General features: G+C 65.2%; 15 protein-coding genes. 11 read left to right on the plus strand and 4 right to left on the minus strand.

Annotation, left to right across the window (positions count from 1 at the left end; all coding sequences use genetic code 11):
- The first annotated feature begins 123 nt into the window (after positions 1–123).
- The 9 genes from ACK5NW_RS04880 (at position 124) to ACK5NW_RS04920 (ending at position 11328) form a co-directional block, all read left to right on the plus strand.
- Positions 124–2061, plus strand: coding sequence for a feruloyl-CoA synthase (locus tag ACK5NW_RS04880; protein ID WP_416925631.1), 1938 nt, complete (start codon positions 124–126; stop codon positions 2059–2061).
- Between the two features lie 137 nt (positions 2062–2198).
- A complete protein-coding gene (locus ACK5NW_RS04885) occupies positions 2199–3443 on the plus strand; it encodes a thiolase family protein (protein WP_416925633.1) in 1245 nt (414 codons plus the stop codon).
- A gap of 246 nt (positions 3444–3689) precedes the next feature.
- A complete protein-coding gene (locus ACK5NW_RS04890; protein ID WP_416925635.1) occupies positions 3690–4454 on the plus strand; it encodes an SDR family NAD(P)-dependent oxidoreductase in 765 nt (254 codons plus the stop codon).
- Positions 4455–4794: 340 nt separating this feature from the next.
- Positions 4795–5658, plus strand: a complete 864-nt coding sequence (locus ACK5NW_RS04895) for an ABC transporter permease (RefSeq protein WP_416925659.1) — start codon at positions 4795–4797, stop codon at positions 5656–5658.
- 176 nt (positions 5659–5834) lie between these two features.
- The gene (locus tag ACK5NW_RS04900; protein ID WP_416925637.1) at positions 5835–6860 is read left to right on the plus strand and encodes an ABC transporter ATP-binding protein; all 1026 of its coding nucleotides are present in this window, start codon (positions 5835–5837) and stop codon (positions 6858–6860) included.
- The gene (locus ACK5NW_RS04905; RefSeq protein ID WP_416925639.1) at positions 6857–7687 is read left to right on the plus strand and encodes an ATP-binding cassette domain-containing protein; all 831 of its coding nucleotides are present in this window, start codon (positions 6857–6859) and stop codon (positions 7685–7687) included. The genes ACK5NW_RS04900 and ACK5NW_RS04905 overlap by 4 nt, the downstream gene beginning before the upstream one ends.
- A gap of 29 nt (positions 7688–7716) precedes the next feature.
- Positions 7717–8529: an alpha/beta fold hydrolase gene (locus tag ACK5NW_RS04910; protein WP_416925641.1), complete on the plus strand. Its 813-nt coding sequence runs from the start codon at positions 7717–7719 to the stop codon at positions 8527–8529.
- A 64-nt stretch (positions 8530–8593) separates the two neighbouring features.
- Positions 8594–9649: a P1 family peptidase gene (locus tag ACK5NW_RS04915; protein WP_416925643.1), complete on the plus strand. Its 1056-nt coding sequence runs from the start codon at positions 8594–8596 to the stop codon at positions 9647–9649.
- An 11-nt stretch (positions 9650–9660) separates the two neighbouring features.
- Positions 9661–11328: a TAXI family TRAP transporter solute-binding subunit gene (locus ACK5NW_RS04920; RefSeq protein WP_416925645.1), complete on the plus strand. Its 1668-nt coding sequence runs from the start codon at positions 9661–9663 to the stop codon at positions 11326–11328.
- A gap of 18 nt (positions 11329–11346) precedes the next feature.
- On the opposite strand, the gene ACK5NW_RS04925 is transcribed toward ACK5NW_RS04920, so the two are convergent.
- The 3 genes from ACK5NW_RS04925 to ACK5NW_RS04935 are packed head-to-tail and all read right to left on the minus strand — an operon-like array spanning position 11347 to position 14821.
- Positions 11347–12537, minus strand: coding sequence for an ABC transporter permease (locus ACK5NW_RS04925; RefSeq protein WP_416925647.1), 1191 nt, complete (start codon positions 12535–12537; stop codon positions 11347–11349).
- Positions 12534–13313: an ATP-binding cassette domain-containing protein gene (locus tag ACK5NW_RS04930; RefSeq protein ID WP_416925649.1), complete on the minus strand. Its 780-nt coding sequence runs from the start codon at positions 13311–13313 to the stop codon at positions 12534–12536. Before ACK5NW_RS04930 ends, ACK5NW_RS04925 begins: the two co-directional genes overlap by 4 nt.
- The gene (locus ACK5NW_RS04935; RefSeq protein WP_416925651.1) at positions 13310–14821 is read right to left on the minus strand and encodes an alpha/beta fold hydrolase; all 1512 of its coding nucleotides are present in this window, start codon (positions 14819–14821) and stop codon (positions 13310–13312) included. Before ACK5NW_RS04935 ends, ACK5NW_RS04930 begins: the two co-directional genes overlap by 4 nt.
- Positions 14822–14988: 167 nt before the next feature.
- Here ACK5NW_RS04935 and ACK5NW_RS04940 point away from each other — a divergent pair, with 167 nt between their 5' ends.
- Complete coding sequence (locus tag ACK5NW_RS04940) at positions 14989–15984, plus strand: recombination-associated protein RdgC (RefSeq protein WP_416925653.1); 996 nt, start codon at positions 14989–14991, stop codon at positions 15982–15984.
- Positions 15985–16015: 31 nt separating this feature from the next.
- Positions 16016–16405: a fluoride efflux transporter CrcB gene (gene crcB / locus ACK5NW_RS04945; protein ID WP_416925655.1), complete on the plus strand. Its 390-nt coding sequence runs from the start codon at positions 16016–16018 to the stop codon at positions 16403–16405.
- A 103-nt stretch (positions 16406–16508) separates the two neighbouring features.
- Here the strand turns inward: crcB and ACK5NW_RS04950 are convergent, their stop codons facing one another.
- The gene (locus ACK5NW_RS04950; protein WP_416925657.1) at positions 16509–17276 is read right to left on the minus strand and encodes a TOBE domain-containing protein; all 768 of its coding nucleotides are present in this window, start codon (positions 17274–17276) and stop codon (positions 16509–16511) included.
- Positions 17277–17565: the final 289 nt, after the last annotated feature.

A 17565-nucleotide genomic window follows, 5' to 3' on the forward strand; every position in this document is an offset into this window, starting at 1 on the left:
GCCAACCGGCCCCTTTTTTTGCGCCGCGATTACTATCGCTGCAATTCTTTTGCCGCCAGCGAAACATCTTTTGCAATCGAATATCTCACTCAAAACCCCCCGAATATGTCGCGCCGCTTCACTATGAGCAGCGCACACAGTGCACAGGCCACGCCTGCGGCCCCATCCGATCCCCCAACCTACCGGCCACTGGCTTTTGGCGTCACCCGCGCCACCGTGCGTCAAGGTCCTGACGGTGCGCACTACGTGATGGCCGATCAGGCACTGCAAAACTACGCCCAGCGCATGTCCGACCGCCTGCTGCACTGGGCGCAACACACGCCCCATACCACCTTCATCGCCCAGCGCCTGCGCCAAGCCGATGGCAGCACCGGCGACTGGCAACGCATCAGCTACACCCAGGCGCTGGACGCGGCACGCCGCATTGGCCAGGGCTTGATCGACCGTGGCCTGTCGCCCGAGCGGCCCGTGCTGGTACTCAGCGGCAACAGCATCGACCACGCGCTGATCGCCCTGGGCTGCATGTGGGTCGGCGTGCCTTACTCGCCCGCTTCGCCCGCCTATTCCACCGTCAGCCAAGACTTTGGCAAGCTGCGCCACGTCATCAACACCATCACCCCCGGCCTGGTGTTTGCCGACGACGGCGCACGCTTTGGCGCGGCCATCGCAGCCGCGGCACCGGCCGATGCTGAAGTGATGCTCTCGGCCAACGCCGACCACCCCAGCTTGCAAGGCCGCCCGGCCACCCCCTTGGCACAATTGCTGTCAACCCAAGCAACACCGGCTGCGGACGCCGCCCAAGCCGCCACCGGGCCAGACACCATTGTCAAATTTCTGTTCACCAGCGGCTCCACCAAGCAACCCAAGGCCGTCATCAACACCCACCGCATGTGGTGCGCCAACCAGCAGCAGATGCGCCAGTCCATGCCCATCCTGGCCGAAGAGCCACCCGTGCTGGTCGACTGGCTGCCCTGGAACCACACCTTCGGCGGCAACCACAACTTTGGGCTGGTGCTGCACAACGGCGGCACGCTGCACATCGACGAAGGCAAACCCACCCCGGCGCTGATTGGCGAAACCCTGCGCAACCTGCGCGAAGTGGCCCCCACGCTGTACTTCAACGTGCCCACCGGTTTTGAAGCCATTGCCGAGGCCATGAACGCCCCCACCGAAGAAGGCCGCGCGCTGCGCCAAAACCTGTTCTCGCGCGTCAAGATGTTTTTCTACGCTGGCGCATCGCTGGCCCAGCCCGTGTGGGACAGTCTGTTTGCCAGCGCCGAGCAAGAGATTGGCCAACGCATCGTCATGACCAGTGGCTTGGGCATGACCGAATCCAGCCCCTACGGCCTGTTCGTCACCAGCCCCAACGTGCAAGCGGGCGATCTGGGCCTGCCCACGCCGGGGCTGGAGCTGAAGCTGATGCCCATCGACGACAAGCTGGAAATCCGCTACCGCGGCCCCAACATCACCCCTGGCTACTGGCGCAGCACCCACACCACGGCCGAGGCGTTTGACGAAGAGGGTTTTTTCTGCACTGGCGACGCCGTGGCCTGGATTGACCCGCAAAACATCCACCAGGGCCTGCGCTTCGATGGCCGCATTGCCGAAGACTTCAAACTCGCCACCGGCACCTTCGTTAACGTGGGGCCGCTGCGCGGGCGCATCATTGCCGCTGGTGCGCCCTATGTGCAAGACGTGGTGGTCACAGGACTGAACCAGCACGAAGTGGGCGCGCTGGTCTTCCCCACTCCAGCAGCCGTGCGCAACCTGTGTGACCTGCCCGCCAGCGCGCCCATGACCGAGGTGCTGGCGCACCCCGCCGTGCTGGGGCCGTTTCAGCGCATGGTGACCGACTTGGCACAAACAGCCACCGGCAGCGCCAACCGCGTAGCACGCCTGATGCTGCTGGCCGATCCGCCCTCGATCGATCTGGGCGAAGTCACCGACAAGGGCAGCATCAACCAGCGCGCCGTGCTGACGCACCGCCAGCATCTGGTCACGGCCTTGTACGACGAAACGCCAGGCCATCACATCATCAAACCGTCATCACGCCACTCCTGAGTCGCACTGCGCGCGCCTTTCTTTCCCCAGCAGTGCCCTCGCAGCCGCTTGAAAAACCCCTGCGGCGCAAACTCAGAATATTCGCAGGCACCTGATCGCGCTGCCCCAAAAACTTCAGCATTAAAAGGACCCCAATCATGACCCGCAAAGGATTTTTCAACGCCTTCAAAGACGTGTGGATGCTGGACGGCGTGCGCACCCCGATGGTGGATTACTGCGGCGCTTTAGGCCACATCTCGCCCACCGATCTGGGCATCAAGGCCGCACGCGAAATCCTCAAACGCAGCGGCGTGGCGGCCAGCGACATCGGCTCGGTCATCAACGGCAACATGGCACCGGGTGACTTCTTCCAGTTCTTTTTGCCGCGCCACATCGGCCTGTATGCCGGTGTAGCGCAAGAAGTGCCTGCCATCATGGTGCAGCGTATTTGCGGCACCGGTTTTGAGCTGTTTCGCCAGGCAGGCGAGCAAATTGAAGCAGGCACCTGCGACACCGCCCTGGTGGTCGGCACCGAAAGCATGACGCGCAACCCCATTGCTGCGTTTGACCACCGCACTGGTTTCAAGCTGGGCGCGCCAGTGGGCTTTAAAGATTACATGTGGGAGGCGCTGAAAGACCCGGCTGCGGGCATCAACATGATCCAGACGGCCGAAAACCTGGCCAAAAAATACGGCATCACACGAGAGCAGGTCGATGCCTTTGCCACCGAATCGTTTGCACGCGCGCTGGCGGCGCAGCAAAGCGGCTTTCTGGCGGGTGAAATCGTGCCCGTGGTCAGCGAAAAGTTTGAGCTGGAAGGCTACCAAACGCGCGGCATCAAACTGGGGCGCAAAGTCACCGAAGTGGCGCAAGACACGCACCCGCGCCCCTCATCGTATGAAGTGCTGGCCAAGCTGAACCCCGTGTTTGAAGGCGGCGTGCAAACCGGCGGCAATTCATCGGCGCTGGTCGACGCCGCTGCGGCGGCAGTGGTTGCCTCTGGCGCATACGCCAAAACCTGGGGCAAAAAACCGCTGGCGCGCGTGGTGGCCGCCGCCGCCGTAGGCGTGCCGCCCGAAATCATGGGCATCGGCCCGGCCCCGGCCATCCGCCTGCTGCTGGAGCGCACAGGCCTGAAGCTGGATGACATTGACCGCTTTGAAATCAACGAAGCCCAAGGCGCGCAAACCCTGGCCGTAGGCAAAGAGCTGGGGCTGAACATGGACAAGCTCAACGTTAACGGTGGTGCCATCGCGTTGGGTCATCCACTGGCCACCACCGGCGTGCGCCTGACGGTGACCGTGGCGCGCGAGATGCAGCGCGCGGGCGTGCGCTACGGCATCAGCTCGGCCTGCGTAGGTGGAGGACAGGGGATTGCGTTGTTACTAGAAAACACCCCCTGAGCGGCTGACGCCGCTTCCCCCTCTTGCTGCGCGAGGGGGCACCGCTGGTGGCCGGTACAAGCCCGGCCACGGCGGCCGCTGGATTTGGCTTGCTCCGCAACCGTTGGACTCCCTCTCCCCTCGGGAAGAGGGCTGGGGTGAGGGGCAGCATCCGCCCCTGCCAATGGGGCGCAAATGTTTGAATAAAATCGACACTCGGCGCTTTCCACACTGGCGCTTACAGCTATCAATACAGGAGCAAACATCATGCAAATCAAAGGACAATCAGCGCTGGTCACTGGCGGCGGCTCGGGCCTGGGTGAAGCCACGGCGCGCACGCTGGCACGGCTGGGAGCCAAGGTCACCGTGCTGGATGTGAACCTGGACAACGCCCAAAAAGTGGCGTCCGAGATCGGTGGATTGGCCATTCAAGCCGATGTAACCAGCGGCGACAGCATGCAGGCGGCGATCGATCAGGCTGCCGCCGCGCACGGCCCGGCGCGCATTCTGATGCAAATTGCCGGGGTGGGCGGTGCCAAGCGCATCGTGGGCAAAGACGGCAGCGCCGCGCCGCTGGAAGACTTCGCCAAAATCGTCAACATCAACCTGATCGGCACCTACAACGTGGCGCGCCTGTTCGCCGCCGCCTGTGCCAAGCTGGAGCCCATGGAAGACGGCGAGCGCGGGGCCATGGTGTTCACCGCCAGCGTGGCCGCCTTCGACGGTCAGGTGGGCCAACAGGCGTACAGCGCCAGCAAGGGCGGCGTGGTCGGCATGACGCTGCCGATGGCGCGCGATCTGGCGCAACACGGCATTCGCGTATGCACCATCGCCCCCGGCCTGTTCGCCACACCGCTGATGAAAACCCTGCCCGACAACATCCAGGAAGCGCTGGCGCGCGGCATTCCTTTCCCCCAGCGCCTGGGCAAGCCCGAAGAGTTTGCCGATCTGGCCTGCCAGATCGTGACCAACGGCCACATGAACGGCGAGGTCATTCGGCTGGATGGGGCGCTGCGCATGGCGCCGCGGTGAATGCGCTCCCCCCTGAGTCGCTGACGCGCCTTCCCCCCGCTCTCTTCGGGCGGGGGGACACCGCTGGTGGCCAGGGGAACCCCGGCCACGGCGGTTACTGGCATGGCCTGCTTCGCAGCCTTTCGACGCCCTCTCCTCTCCAGGCAGAGGGTTGAGGTAACGATGTCGCATCCATGCACGTCCAGCACGCCCCCAGTCTTTGGTCGCCATTGCAACCCAAGAAAACTATGGTTTCAATAGCATTTCACGCTTGTTCACATTGGGCTTGAAGCATTTTTAATCATTCATTCTGGCCATGACCAGCAAGCCCTCTGACGTGAACGCCTGGCCTGCCGCACCCATGGCGTCTGGTGCCTCATTCAGCGCTGCGCCCGGCTTCTGGCAACGCGCGCTTGGGCACCCGGGCTTTGTGGCTGGCGGTGTGTTGACATGCCTGTTGCTGGCCGCAGCGGCCCTGTCCTGGTTGTGGGTGCCTTATCCCGTGGCCGGCGTGAACATGGACGCCAAATTGCTGCCGCCATCGGCTGCGCACTGGCTGGGCACGGACGCCTATGGGCGCGATGTGCTGTCGCTGCTGTTGGTGGGTGCGCGTGCGTCGATTCAAGTGGGGGTGATTGCGGTCGGCATTGGCCTGGCCATTGGTGCCGCACTGGGGCTGCTGGCGGCAGCCAGACGCGGCTGGGTGGAAGAGCTGATCATGCGCATGGCCGACTTTGGCTTTGCCTTCCCGGCCATTTTGTCGGCCATCATGCTCACCGCCGTGTACGGGCCAGGCATGGTCAACGCCATCATCGCCATTGGCATTTACAACATCCCGGCGTTTGCGCGCATCACCCGCGCTGCCGCCAAGGCCGTGTGGGCACGCGACTACGTGCTGGCCGCCCGTGCCTGCGGCAAAAACGCCTGGGCCATCACGATGCAGCACGTGCTGCCCAACATCTCGGCGGTGCTGATCGTGCAGGGCACCATCCGCTTTGCAGTGGCGATTCTGGCCGAGGCGGCGCTGTCCTACCTGGGCCTGGGCACGCAATCGCCGCAACCCAGTTGGGGCCGCATGCTGGCCGAAGCACAAACGCTGATGTACGACGCACCCTTGCTGGCCGTGTGGCCAGGCATGGCCATTGCGCTTGCAGTGCTGGGGCTGAATTTGCTGGGCGATGGGCTGCGGGACGTGTTGGACCCGAGGTTGACCCGCCGAGGATGACATGACGCCGCTGCGTGTAACCAATCCGCCGTCGGCCCTCACCCCAACCCTCTCCCCGAGGGGAGAGGGGGCAGCGCACGCTGGGCGGTGGCCGCTCTTGCCCCCTCTCCCACCTGCGGGAGAGGGCTGGAGTGAGGGCCTGCGCCGCCGCCTGCAACCGGTGCTGGAAGCCTGACATGCCCCTGCTCGAAGCCCGCCACCTGCGCGTCGACTTGCACACCCACCGCGGCACGGCCACGGCGGTGCGCGATGTCGGCTTTGCGCTGGAGCGCGGCGACACACTGGGGCTGATTGGCGAATCGGGCTGCGGCAAATCGCTGACGGCGCTGGCGCTGATGGGCTTGGCACCGGACAACGCCCGCGTCAGCGGCAGCCTGCTGCTGGACGGGCACCAACTGCTGGACCTGCCCGAGCGCGACTGGCGGCGCATTCGCGGCGCGCGCATAGCGATGATCTTTCAAGAGCCGATGACCGCCCTGAACCCCGTGCACCGGGTGGGCGTGCAGGTGGCCGAGCCGCTGCGCCTGCATCAGCGCCTGAGCGCCCGCACTGCGCACGCGCAGGCTGTGGCGCTGCTGGAGCGCGTGGGCATTGCAGATGCCGCACAGCGCGCAGACCACTTTCCGCACCAGTTCTCAGGCGGGCAGCGCCAGCGCATCATGATCGCCATGGCGTTGGCGGGTGCGCCCGATGTGCTGGTGGCCGACGAACCCACCACCGCTTTGGATGCTACCGTGCAGCAGCAGGTGCTGGCGCTGATCCGCGAGCTGGTGGCCGAGCGTGGCATGGCACTGCTGCTGATCTCGCACGATCTGGGCCTGGTGGCGCAGAACGTGCAGCGCCTGATGGTGATGTACGGCGGCATGGTGGTCGAGCACGGCCCAGCAGTGCAGGTATTTGCCCGCCCGGCCCATCCTTACACGCGCGGACTGCTGGCCGCCCGCCCCAGTCTGGCACACCGGCTGCTGGCGCACCGCAGCGAACGCCTGCCCACCATTGCGGGCAGCGTGCCTGAACTGTTTGCGCTGCCACCCGGCTGCCCATTCGCCGGGCGCTGCGCTTTCACAGATGCCGTCTGCACCACCCAGGCTCCGCCCAGCGTCCCCGTATCAGCCCAGCACGTTTTCTGCTGCCACCGCCCAGAAGTCGTCACAAAAATAGCCACGAACGCTACAACAAGAGTAGCTGGAGTCGCTGGATGAGTCAGCATCAAAGCCCGTTTTTGCTTGAGCTGCGCGATGTGCGACAAAGTTACCGCATGCCGCGCCAATCGCTGTGGCGTGCGCCGCCCGAGGTGCAAGCGCTGCGCGACGTATCGCTGCAAGTCACCGCCGGGCGCAGTTTGGGCGTGGTGGGCGAATCAGGCTCTGGCAAAAGCACGCTCGCACGACTGGCGATGGCGCTGGAGCGGCCCACGCACGGGCAGGTGTTTTTCGATGGGCGCGACCTGAACGCGCTCACACCGGCTGCGTTGCGCACCGCGCGGTGCCATTTTCAAATGGTGTTTCAAGACCCTTACAGCTCGCTCGATCCGCGCCGCCGTATCTGGCGCACCGTGGCCGAGCCTGCCGCCACGCTGGAAGGCTCACCCCGCGCCAAGCAGCGCGAGCGCGCCGCCGCCATGCTGCACGCCGTGGGCCTGGGTGCTGACACGCTGGACAAATATCCGCACCAGTTTTCCGGCGGCCAGCGCCAGCGCATTGCCATTGCGCGCGCCCTCATCACCCGGCCCAAACTGATCGTGGCCGACGAGGCCGTCAGCGCGCTGGACGTGTCGGTGCAAGCCCAGGTGCTGAACCTGATGGCCGACTTGCGCGATACGCACGGCGTCACCTTCTTGTTCATCAGCCACGACCTGGCGGTGGTCAGCCACCTGTGCGCCGACGTGGCGGTAATGCAAGGCGGGCGCATCGTCGAACACGGCCCGGTGCGCGAAGTGCTGCGCGCACCACAAACCGCCTACACCCGCACCTTGCTGGCCGCAGTGCCCGAACTGGCCGTCACCACACCGGCCGGCGCGGGCCTCTGAACCATCAACCCCTTGCATAAGCGCACCCCATGACCACCCTGCTTTTTTCCCACGGCAACAGTTTTCCCGCCAGCACTTACCGCGTCATGCTCGACAGCCTGCGTGCGCGCGGCTTTGCGGTACATGCGATTGAAAAATACGGCCACCATCCTGACTACCCCGTCACCGACAACTGGCCGCATCTGGTGCGCCAGTTGGCCGACTTTGCCCGCAGCCACTGCGCCGATGGCGGGCCGCCGCCTTGGCTGGTGGGGCATTCGCTGGGCGGCATTCTCAGCCTGTTGTGCGCGGCCCAGCACCCCGACCTGGCCAGCGGCGTGGTGGTGCTGGATTCGCCCATCGTGGGCGGCTGGCGCGCACATGGGTTTGGCCTGGCCAAGCGCTCGCCCAAGCTGATGCAGCGCCTGTCGCCCAGCCAGATCAGCCGCCGCCGCCGCAACGACTGGGAAGACCGCGAAGCCGTGTTCGCCTACTTTCGCAGCAAGAAGGTGTTTTCCACCTGGGACGCCCAGGTGCTGCACGACTATGTGGACCACGGCACCATCGACGCCGATGGCCGATGGCGGCTGGCGTTCGACCCCGAGGTGGAATCCAGCATCTACGACAGCTTTCCCCACCGCATCACGCAACTGTTGCGCCAGCAGCCGCTGAAATGCCCGATGGCCTTCATCGGCGGACTGCAATCGACCGAGCTGCGGCAGGCGGGCGGGCCAGACAGCATCCGCCGCATGGCCAAAGGGCGGGTGATGATGATCGAGGGCACACACCTGTTTCCGATGGAAAAACCACTGGCCGCCGCCGCCGCAGTAGAGGCCAGCCTGCGCGCAGCCACCAGCGGCTGACAAACAGTTGATAAACGGCTGATGCGGGCGGGCTGGGCCGCTGGTTTATCCACATAATCCGGTGATGCACACGCCATCAATTGAAACCCTTTTGTATCCCGGCAGCCTGACCGACGTGCAAGGTATCGAAGTCGGCCAACACACCCTGGCCGAGCGACCCACGGGTTGCTCGGTCGTCATCGCGCGCAGCGGTGCGGTAGGTGGTGTCGATGTGCGCGGCGCAGCACCGGGTACGCGCGAAACCGATTTACTCAACCCAGCCAACGCCGTCGACGTGGTGCACGCCGTGCTGCTGACCGGCGGCAGTGCCTGGGGGCTGGACGCCGCAGGCGGCGTCATGCGCTGGCTGGAACAGCAAGGTATCGGGCTACCCCTGGGAACGGCACCGGGGCTGGTGGTGCCCATCGTGCCCGCAGCGGTGCTGTTCGATCTGTTCCTGGGCGATGCACGCATCCGCCCTGATGCTGCGGCAGGCTACGCCGCGTGTCAGGCCGCATCCACCCAGCCGGTGGCGCAGGGCAATGTGGGCGCAGGCGCGGGGGCCACGGTGGGTAAGCTGTTTGGCGCGCCTTATGCCATGAAAGGCGGCGTTGGCAGCGCCTCGGTCAGCGTGGGGGACGAGGCGGGACGACGACGCGTGACCGTGGGTGCACTGATCGCCGTCAACGCGCTGGGCGACGTGGTTGACCCCGACAGCGGCACGCCCATCGCAGGCGCGCGCACCGCCGATGGGCAGCACCTGCGCGGCAGTGTGGCGGCCTTACTGGCGGGCGAATCGCCACTGTCCATCCTGTCCGGCAGCAACACCACCATTGGCGTGGTTGCCACTAATGCGCCGCTGACCAAGGCGCAGGCCCAGCGGCTGGCCGGCGCGGGACACGACGGCCTGGCGCGCGCCATTCGCCCGGTGCACACCATGAGCGATGGCGACACCTTGTTTGCCCTGAGCACGGGGCAGGCCACCGACCAGGCGGCAGCGCTGGACTTCAATGTGCTGTGCACCCTGGCCGGGGTGGCCGTGCAGCGCGCCTGCGTCAACGCGGTGCGCGCAGCACGCGGCATGCAACTGGGCGAATTCTGGCTCCCATCAGCTTCTGATTTAATAGCGTCTAAAGCATGATACAAGGGCGTATGAGCACCAAACCATCCCAAAAATTCAGCCTGCACCGCAGCCTGCACCACACCTTGCGCTTATGGGTGCTGTCGGTGCGCGACATGCTGGCTTCGGCCAGCCCCTTGCTGCTGCTGGGCGTGGGCCTGCTGGTGGCCGCCTACTGGTGGCTGGACCCACAGCCGCCGCGCAGCGTGACCCTGGCCACTGGCCCGGCGGGCAGCGCCGACGCCGAGTTTGGCAAGCGCTACGCCGCTGCGCTGGCCAAAGACGGCATCACTGTGCAACTGCTGACCACCCAGGGGTCGGCCACCAATCTGGCGGCGCTGCGCGAAGGCCAAGCAGGCGTGGCCTTCGTGCGCGGCGGCACCCTGACCGAAGCCACCAGCGACAACAGTGCCGATGACGACGCAGGCATCACCTCGCTGGGTGCCTTGTTTTATGAGCCGCTTTGGGTGTTTTACCGCACCGGTGCGCTGGCCAAAATGGTGCCCACAGCGGCTGACGTTGCTCCAGCGGCCAGCATCCAGGGCAGCGCCGAGACCTGGGTGCCATCGCCCAGCGTGGCCGATGCCCTGGCCCGCGCGGCCCGTGCTGCCGCAGCGGCCGACGCACCCGATTCAGCCGATGCTGCAGACCCCGGCCATGCACCGGATGCCACCGACACGCCCGCCGCCTCCGGTGTGGCCCTGCCGCCCGCCCCTGCCCCTATTCCTGCGCCTTCAACACTGCCGCCGGTGACGATCATGACCGCCACCGTCCTCGACACACCCGATCCGACCACCACCGCCATCCCGCTGACGCGCTTTACCCAGTTGCGCGGGCTGCGCGTCAACGTCAATCAGCCCGGCAGCGGCGTGCCCGATTTGATGCGCCGCCTGCTGCACGCCAATGGCATGGCCGCCGACAGCATCACCCTCAGCCAGCTTGCACCCGAAGCGGCGGCCACCGCCTTGCAAGCGGGCGAGATCGACGCGCTGGTGCTGCTCACCGCGCCTGAATCGCCCGTGGTGCAGCGCCTGCTGCACAGCCCCAGCATCGCGCTGATGGACGTGACCCAGGCCGAGGCGTACACGCGCGTCTTTCCTTTCATGCAAACCGTGTCGCTGGCCCAGGGCGTGATTGATCTGGCCACCGACCAGCCGCCACAGGACGTGACCTTGCTGGCCCCCACCACCGCCTTGCTCACGCGCGAAGACACCCACCCCGCACTGCGCCAGTTGTTCGCCCAAACCGCGCAAAAGCTGCACAGCGGCGCAGGCTGGTTCAACCGCGCGCGCGACTTCCCCAACACCCGCACCAGCGAGCTGCCCGTCAGCCCCGAAGGCGACCGCGCCATCAACGGCTCGCCACCCTTCTGGCAGCGCTATCTGCCGTTTTGGGCCAGCAATTTGCTGGACCGCATGTGGCTGGTGCTGGGCGGTTTGCTGGTGCTGCTGCTGCCGCTGTCGCGCATCGTGCCGCCGCTGTACACCTACCGCGTGCGCCGCCGCGTGTTCCGCTGGTATGGCCGCCTGCGCGATATTGAAGTGCGCATGCAGGCGGGCAACGCCAACCCGGCCGAGTTACGCCTGGGCCTGGACGAGCTGGAACACCTGGCCCAGCAAATTGCCGTGCCCGCCGCCTACGCCGACGAGGTGTACCGTCTGCGCCGCAACATCGAGGCGGTGCGCCAGCGGCTGGGTTAGGGCCGGTACCTGGGCTTGTTACCGCCCCGCCAGCATCTGCTCATTCCCCAGCCTGCGGGCAAAAAAACACAGCGCCACCGCACACAGCAGCGCAGGCACCAGCCACATGGCGGCCCAGTTCAGGGCGCTGACGGGTTCAGCGCGCAGCACTTTGGACAGCACCGCATATTGCCCGTTGACCGGCACCCAAACGTCCCACCACGGCGCTTTGTCCTGCCGGAAGACGCTCATCAACGGCAGCAGCCCCACCATCGACACGCCCACCGACAGGGCGCTTTGAGCTTCTTTGGCGGTTTTGCCCGCCGCACCAAACATCAGCAAGATGGCGGGCACCATGAAGGCGAACGGCACCAGCACGGCCATGAAGCCCCCAAACTCGCGCAAGCCAAAACTGAACGGCAGCCCCAGGCGGCCCAGCGGCACCCATTGCAGCGCGATCATGAAACCGGTCATCGACGCGGTGACGGCCAGCAGGTTGACGCCGCTGACCGCCAGCCATTTGCCCAGCACCAGCTCAGGCACGGTGACCGAGCTGGTCAGCAGCGGCTCCAGCGTCTGGCGCTCGCGCTCACCGGCCGTGACATCCAGCGCGGCGGCAATGGCCCCCATCAGTCCGGCAAACAGGGCGTAAAAACTCATCAACTGCAACACCCTGGCACCACGCTGTTCGGGCGTGGCGAGGTCACGATCTGCCACCGTGATCGGACGCGCCAGCGTGGGCGCAATACCGCGCAAAATCATCCGCTCGGCACCGATGGCTGCGATATAGGCGTGCACCTCGCGATTGATGCGCGCCACGATGGGGGCTGAGCGGTCGCGGCTGGACAGCGACACCAGCTCCACGGTCACCTGCCGCCCGGCCTGCATCTGCGCGCCAAAGTCTTTGGGCAGCACCAGTACGGCATCCAGATCGCCACTTTTGATTTTGGCTTCATAGTCGGCAGGGCGATCGTCGATCTTCTCAATCCGCACGCCCCGGCGTTCCAGAAAACGCAACAAATCGGGGGCGACTTCCGCGTGAACGATGGGGATGGTAGTGCGTTCGACCCGGTCGACGACCGATTGGGCCACCAAGAAGATGATGGCCAACACCAGTGGGCCAGAAATGGCCACGGTAAACAGCGCCCAGAAAATGCTTTTGCGATCGCGCAGCAGATCGACCAGTTCCTTGCGTGTGACGGTGGCCAGGCGTTGCAGCGACAAGCTCATGCAAACAACCCCTCTTCGCTGCCAATCAGCTTGACAAAACCCTCTTCCAGAGAGGCCACACCGGGCAACGCCAGCACCTCGCCCGTCGTGCCCGAAAACACCACCCGCCCTTGGGCAATGATGACGATGCGGTCGCACAGCGCGGCCACTTCCTGCATGAGGTGGGTGGAAAACAGCACGCATTTTCCCTGCGTTTTCAGCCGCAAAATCAGCTCGCGCATGCTGCGGGTGGACATGATGTCCAGCCCGTTGGTGGGTTCATCCAGCATCACCGTCTGCGGGTCATGCACCAGCGCCCGGCCAATGGCGACCTTGATCCGCTCGCCTTGCGAAAAACCCTGGGTTGGGCGATCGGCCAGCGCATCCAGGCCCAGCTCGTGCAGCAAGCGATCAGCACGGGTCGCAGCGTCGTGTGACGACAGCCCATGCAGGCGCGCAAAGTAGACGATGTTTTCGCGTGCGGTCAGCCGCCAGTAAAGCCCTTTGGAGTCACCCAAAACACCCAGACGCTGGCGTATCTCCGCGCGGCCAGAAAGCAAATCAACGCCATCAATCTCAACCCGCCCCTGATCGGGCGTCAGCAAGGTGGACAGCATGCGCAGCGTGGTGGTTTTACCTGCACCGTTCGGCCCCAGGATGCCCGTGATCTGGCCATCGTGCGCTTCAAAACTGACACCGTCCACCGCCTTCACAACCCGCGTGTGGGCACGTAGCGACAGCAGCGAGGCGCGTTCGCGCACCGTGAATTGTTTGCTGATCGACTCCACCCGAATCATGGCTGCGCCTCCAGCGCCGAGATGTAGAACAACGGGCGAGGCAGATCCATGCGTTCGGTGCAGGCCGCGTCGGTGGCAGGAATATCACCTTCTTCCACAAAGCGCGTCACGATGCTGCGCACGCAAGCTTGCGGCGTCACGATGTGCCCCATGCCGCCCACCGTGTAGTGCTTGCTGCGGCTGAGGGTTTGGGCGGCCAGTGCGGCCTGCGCGGGTGGCGTGACCGGATCCAGCGCGCCCGACAGCAGCAGCGTTGGGATGTGGCTGCGCGTGGGCTCATAAAACTCTGGCTCTACCGTGCCGTGCGGGAAGTCTTGGCAAAAACTGTAGAACATGTCGGTGATCGACTGAAAGCGCGGATTGACCGGCGGCGTGCGGCCCAGCATGTCTTCAGCGCACATCACGGCAAAGCGCTGCACCATCGCAATATTTTCAACCTGCGGGCCGCTGGCGGCCAGCGACAGCAGCGGGGCAAAGTCACCCGCGTTGGCCTGCTTGACCAACTGCGGAATCAGGCGCTCGGTGTCCGGGCGGTACAGCAGTTGCCACAGCAGCATGATGACGCTGCGACGGCTGATGGTGCCCTCAACAGTTTGGCCCGTGGCCGGGTGGCGCAAGCTGACGCGGCGCGGCTGCGCGTGCAGCGTGCTGAGCAGCTGATCGAACTGCGCCAGCGCATCGGGCAGATTTTGCGCACAAGCTGGCGATACGCTGCAAGCTGCCAGTGTCTGCCGCAACTCGGCCTCAGACGAGGTCAACGCATCGTCCGGTAAACGCCACGCCGTAGGTGCCACGCTGTCGAGCACGGCGCTGCGGATGCTGCCCGGATAGCGCTTCATGTAGCGCAGCGCCACCCGGGTGCCATAGCTGCCGCCCCAGAGGTTGATCTGGCGCTGCCCCAGTGCTTTGCGTACCGATTCCAGATCGTCCACATAGTCATCGGTGCGCGCCGTCTTCGGGTTGCCCTCAATGGTGGCGATGCAATGCGCCCAGTCTTGCAGCGACTGGGCGTCGTTTTCAGTCAGGATCTGGGTCACGACATCCACCTTGCGTCCGGCATCGCCGCTGCTGTCCAAGCTGGGTCGCAAATCACAGGTCAGCGTTTTGCTTTGGCCAGTGCCACGCTGATCGACCAGCACGATGTCGCGGCTGCGGCGCACCGTGTGCAGCACGCTGACCAGCGCCCCCAAATCGCTCGCGGCCTGACCAGGGCCGCCGGCCAGCAGGTACAGCGGATCAGGCTCGGCGTGGCGCGCCATGGCGGGCAGGACAGCCACGTGGATGCTCACCATCTTGCCGCTGTCAGGTTGGGCATGGTCTTGCGGCACCTGCAACAGTCCGCAACGGGCAGCGGTGTCCACCTGCTTGATGGTGCAACTCTCAAGCTTCAGTGCGGCCTGCTTGGGTGGCGGCTTGGGGCTGCAAGCGGCCAGCAGCGCACTGGCCAGACCCATGGCGGCGAAAGCGGCACAACCGGTACGCCAGCGGGGCGAAAATATCAACATCATGATGGGGCTGTCAACAAGTGACCATCGGCCTTCAATCAAAAACAACCTGGAGCATAGTTGAAACCGCACAGGGCAAAGCCCTCGCGCATGCCGCAGGCCACGCTCTATCATCTTGACCCTGTGCCCGCACCGTTGGCGGGCCATTTCATCTGGAAAGCCCTCTACCCGTGTTCAAAAATCTGATGCTGTACCGCATCGGCCCCGGCTGGCCCGCATCGGCCAGCGACCTGGAAGCCGCCCTGGCCACCGAGCCTTTCGCCCCCTGTACCGCTACGCAGCAAAAGTCCACCGGCTGGGTGCCACCGCGTGGCGAGGCGCATGGCGCGCTGGTCGAAGTGGTGGGCGGCCAATGGATCGCCCGTTTTGCCATCGAAACCAAAGCCGTGCCCGGCGACGCCGTGCGCCGCAAAGTCGATGAAGCCGCACAGGCCATCGAACAAACCACCGGTCGCAAGCCGGGCAAAAAAGAGCGGCGCGATTTGCGCGACGATGCCTTGACAGCGCTGCTGCCGCAGGCTTTTCCGCGCCGCACCGAATTGACCGCGTGGCTCAACCCGCAAGAACGCTGGCTGGTGCTGGACGCGGGCGCACAAGGCAAGGCCGATGAAGTCATTACCAGCCTGGTGCGCGTGGCGGGGCAAGGTTTTGCCATTGGCCTGCTGCAAACCGCACGCTCTCCGCAAGCGGCCATGACCGGCTGGCTGGCGGCGCAAACGCAAGACGAATTACCCAGCGCCTTCCACATCGAGCGCGAGTGCGAACTCAAAGGCAGTGGCGAGCAGCCCGCCGTGGTCAAGTTCACCCGCCACGACCTGGCCACCGACGAAGTGCGCCAGCACGTGGCCGAAGGCAAGCTGCCCACCAAGCTGGCGCTGGGCTGGCAAGACCGCGTCGGCTTCATGCTGACGCAAACGCTGCAAATCAAGAAAGTGGCGTTTCAAGAAGGCGTGTTCGATGAGCGCGCCTCAGCCCAGGGCGATGACCGCTTTGACGCCGACGTGGCGTTGTCCACGGGTGAATTGAGCGCGCTCATCCACGATCTGATCGATGCGCTGGGCGGCGAGGTCGAAACCACTGCCGTCACCGACCAGGTGCCCACCACTCGTGCACCAACCACGGCTGGGGCGCCCTTGGCTGCCCCAGCCGACGGCCCGCCGTTCTAAGCCACTGGCGCAGCTCTTGACGCTTTAAGCCATGCACGCCGTCATCGCCATCTGCCTGGGGGCCAGCATCGGCGCACTGCTGCGCTGGCAGCTTGGCCTGTGGCTGAACCACACCGCAGCCTGGTTGCCCTGGGGCACACTGGCGGCCAATCTGGTGGGCGGCTACCTGATCGGTCTGGCATTGGCACTGCTGCACCATCACCCGCATATTGACCCAGTGTGGCGGCTGCTGCTCGTCACCGGTTTTCTGGGGGCGCTGACCACTTTTTCATCCTTCAGCGCTGAGGTGGTCGAGATGCTGCTGCACCAGCGCTATCTGCCTGCCGCCAGCACCGCGGCACTGCACCTGGCCGGATCGCTGCTGCTGACCTGGGCCGGCATCCGCACCGTGGGCTTTTGGATGGCGCAGCGTATAAGCTGAAATCAAGCCAGCTTGCTTCCAAGTTAATAGCTTTCAACGCTTTACTGACAAGCGCCAAAGACTATTTTGACTTGAATTTTTAACACTTGATGGCGGCACCGGCTCATACGCTCAACGCCACCACCACCGCGCTGCCGTCCATCCATACCGCCACCCGGCTGCCCTTGCGCAAACGGTTGGGGCGGTCGGCAAAGCCCACCAGTTGCACGCCGCCAGCCAGGGTCACCACCACCTCGTCGCGCTGCACACCGCGCGCGCAGCGCAGCACCGTTCCCAGCAAGCGGTTGGCCCCAGCACCGCCTTCTTGCACCTCCATCGCCTCGATCGCCTGCACGCGCACAGCGGTGGCCTTGCACAAGGCCAGCACCGGCAGGCCGGGGGCCAGGCCCAGCAGTTCAGCGCTTTCACGTGTGATCAATGACGACAGCTCATCCCCACTTGGCGTAGCCAAAAAAACCCGCACCATTGGATCACGCGCGCCAGCGCTGTCCAGCCGCACCACCGTGCACGGCACGTGGTTGCGCATGCTGGTGCGCGGCCCGGTCAGTGCCGGGCTGGTCGCACCGTTGACGCGCGCCAACACGCCGCTGCGGGCCGCGTGCAATTCATCGGCTGCGGCCAGCAAGCGCGTGCCCGCCTTGGTCAGGCGTGCGCCGCCGCCGCCGCTGCCGCCCACGCTGGAATCCACCAGCGGCTCACCCGCCAGATTGGTCAGCGTGTGGATGGCCTGCCACGCCGCCTTGTAGCTGATGCCCGCCGTGCGCGCGGCCTGCGAAATCGAGCCGTGCGCGCCCACCAGTTGCAGGATTTGAAGGCGTTTGTCGGCCTGGGCGTAGCCGAGGGATTGGGTAGAAAGGTGTCGTTTGGCCATCCGCACATTGTGCCGCTGCCCATGTCCACCACCTATGACCCTAGGTCCAGCAGTTGACCGCTGGAGTTCTTCTTGAAAGCCGCATGAATACACAACTTTCTGCCTTTTCCCCAAGCTCACCCTGGAGGTCAAGGCGCACCGCACCCACTGGCACTGCGCTCGCCGCGCCATGCGGCGTTGCTCGTCCTTGCGGGCAGCAAAGCCCGCAGCGTCCTCGCGCCTTGCCTGGCACGCCGATCACAGCACCATCGGATGCGTCCAACTGCCGAATCTAAGATGACCGCAACCG

It is taken from the genome of Ottowia sp., assembly GCF_047975795.1.
Lineage (GTDB): Bacteria > Pseudomonadota > Gammaproteobacteria > Burkholderiales > Burkholderiaceae_C > Ottowia.

Excerpts from the sequence above, each read along its gene's own strand:
- ACK5NW_RS04925 (WP_416925647.1), bottom strand. The coding sequence starts at position 12,537 with ATGAGCTTGTCGCTGCAACGCCTGGCCACCGTCACACGCAAGGAACTG.
- ACK5NW_RS04885 (WP_416925633.1), top strand. The coding sequence starts at position 2,199 with ATGACCCGCAAAGGATTTTTCAACGCCTTCAAAGACGTGTGGATGCTG.
- ACK5NW_RS04895 (WP_416925659.1), top strand. The coding sequence starts at position 4,795 with ATGGCGTCTGGTGCCTCATTCAGCGCTGCGCCCGGCTTCTGGCAACGC.
- ACK5NW_RS04915 (WP_416925643.1), top strand. The coding sequence starts at position 8,594 with ATGCACACGCCATCAATTGAAACCCTTTTGTATCCCGGCAGCCTGACC.
- ACK5NW_RS04930 (WP_416925649.1), bottom strand. The coding sequence starts at position 13,313 with ATGATTCGGGTGGAGTCGATCAGCAAACAATTCACGGTGCGCGAACGC.
- ACK5NW_RS04950 (WP_416925657.1), bottom strand. The coding sequence starts at position 17,276 with ATGGCCAAACGACACCTTTCTACCCAATCCCTCGGCTACGCCCAGGCC.
- ACK5NW_RS04905 (WP_416925639.1), top strand. The coding sequence starts at position 6,857 with ATGAGTCAGCATCAAAGCCCGTTTTTGCTTGAGCTGCGCGATGTGCGA.
- ACK5NW_RS04890 (WP_416925635.1), top strand. The coding sequence starts at position 3,690 with ATGCAAATCAAAGGACAATCAGCGCTGGTCACTGGCGGCGGCTCGGGC.
- ACK5NW_RS04920 (WP_416925645.1), top strand. The coding sequence starts at position 9,661 with ATGAGCACCAAACCATCCCAAAAATTCAGCCTGCACCGCAGCCTGCAC.
- ACK5NW_RS04935 (WP_416925651.1), bottom strand. The coding sequence starts at position 14,821 with ATGATGTTGATATTTTCGCCCCGCTGGCGTACCGGTTGTGCCGCTTTC.
- crcB (WP_416925655.1), top strand. The coding sequence starts at position 16,016 with ATGCACGCCGTCATCGCCATCTGCCTGGGGGCCAGCATCGGCGCACTG.
- ACK5NW_RS04880 (WP_416925631.1), top strand. The coding sequence starts at position 124 with ATGAGCAGCGCACACAGTGCACAGGCCACGCCTGCGGCCCCATCCGAT.
- ACK5NW_RS04900 (WP_416925637.1), top strand. The coding sequence starts at position 5,835 with ATGCCCCTGCTCGAAGCCCGCCACCTGCGCGTCGACTTGCACACCCAC.
- ACK5NW_RS04910 (WP_416925641.1), top strand. The coding sequence starts at position 7,717 with ATGACCACCCTGCTTTTTTCCCACGGCAACAGTTTTCCCGCCAGCACT.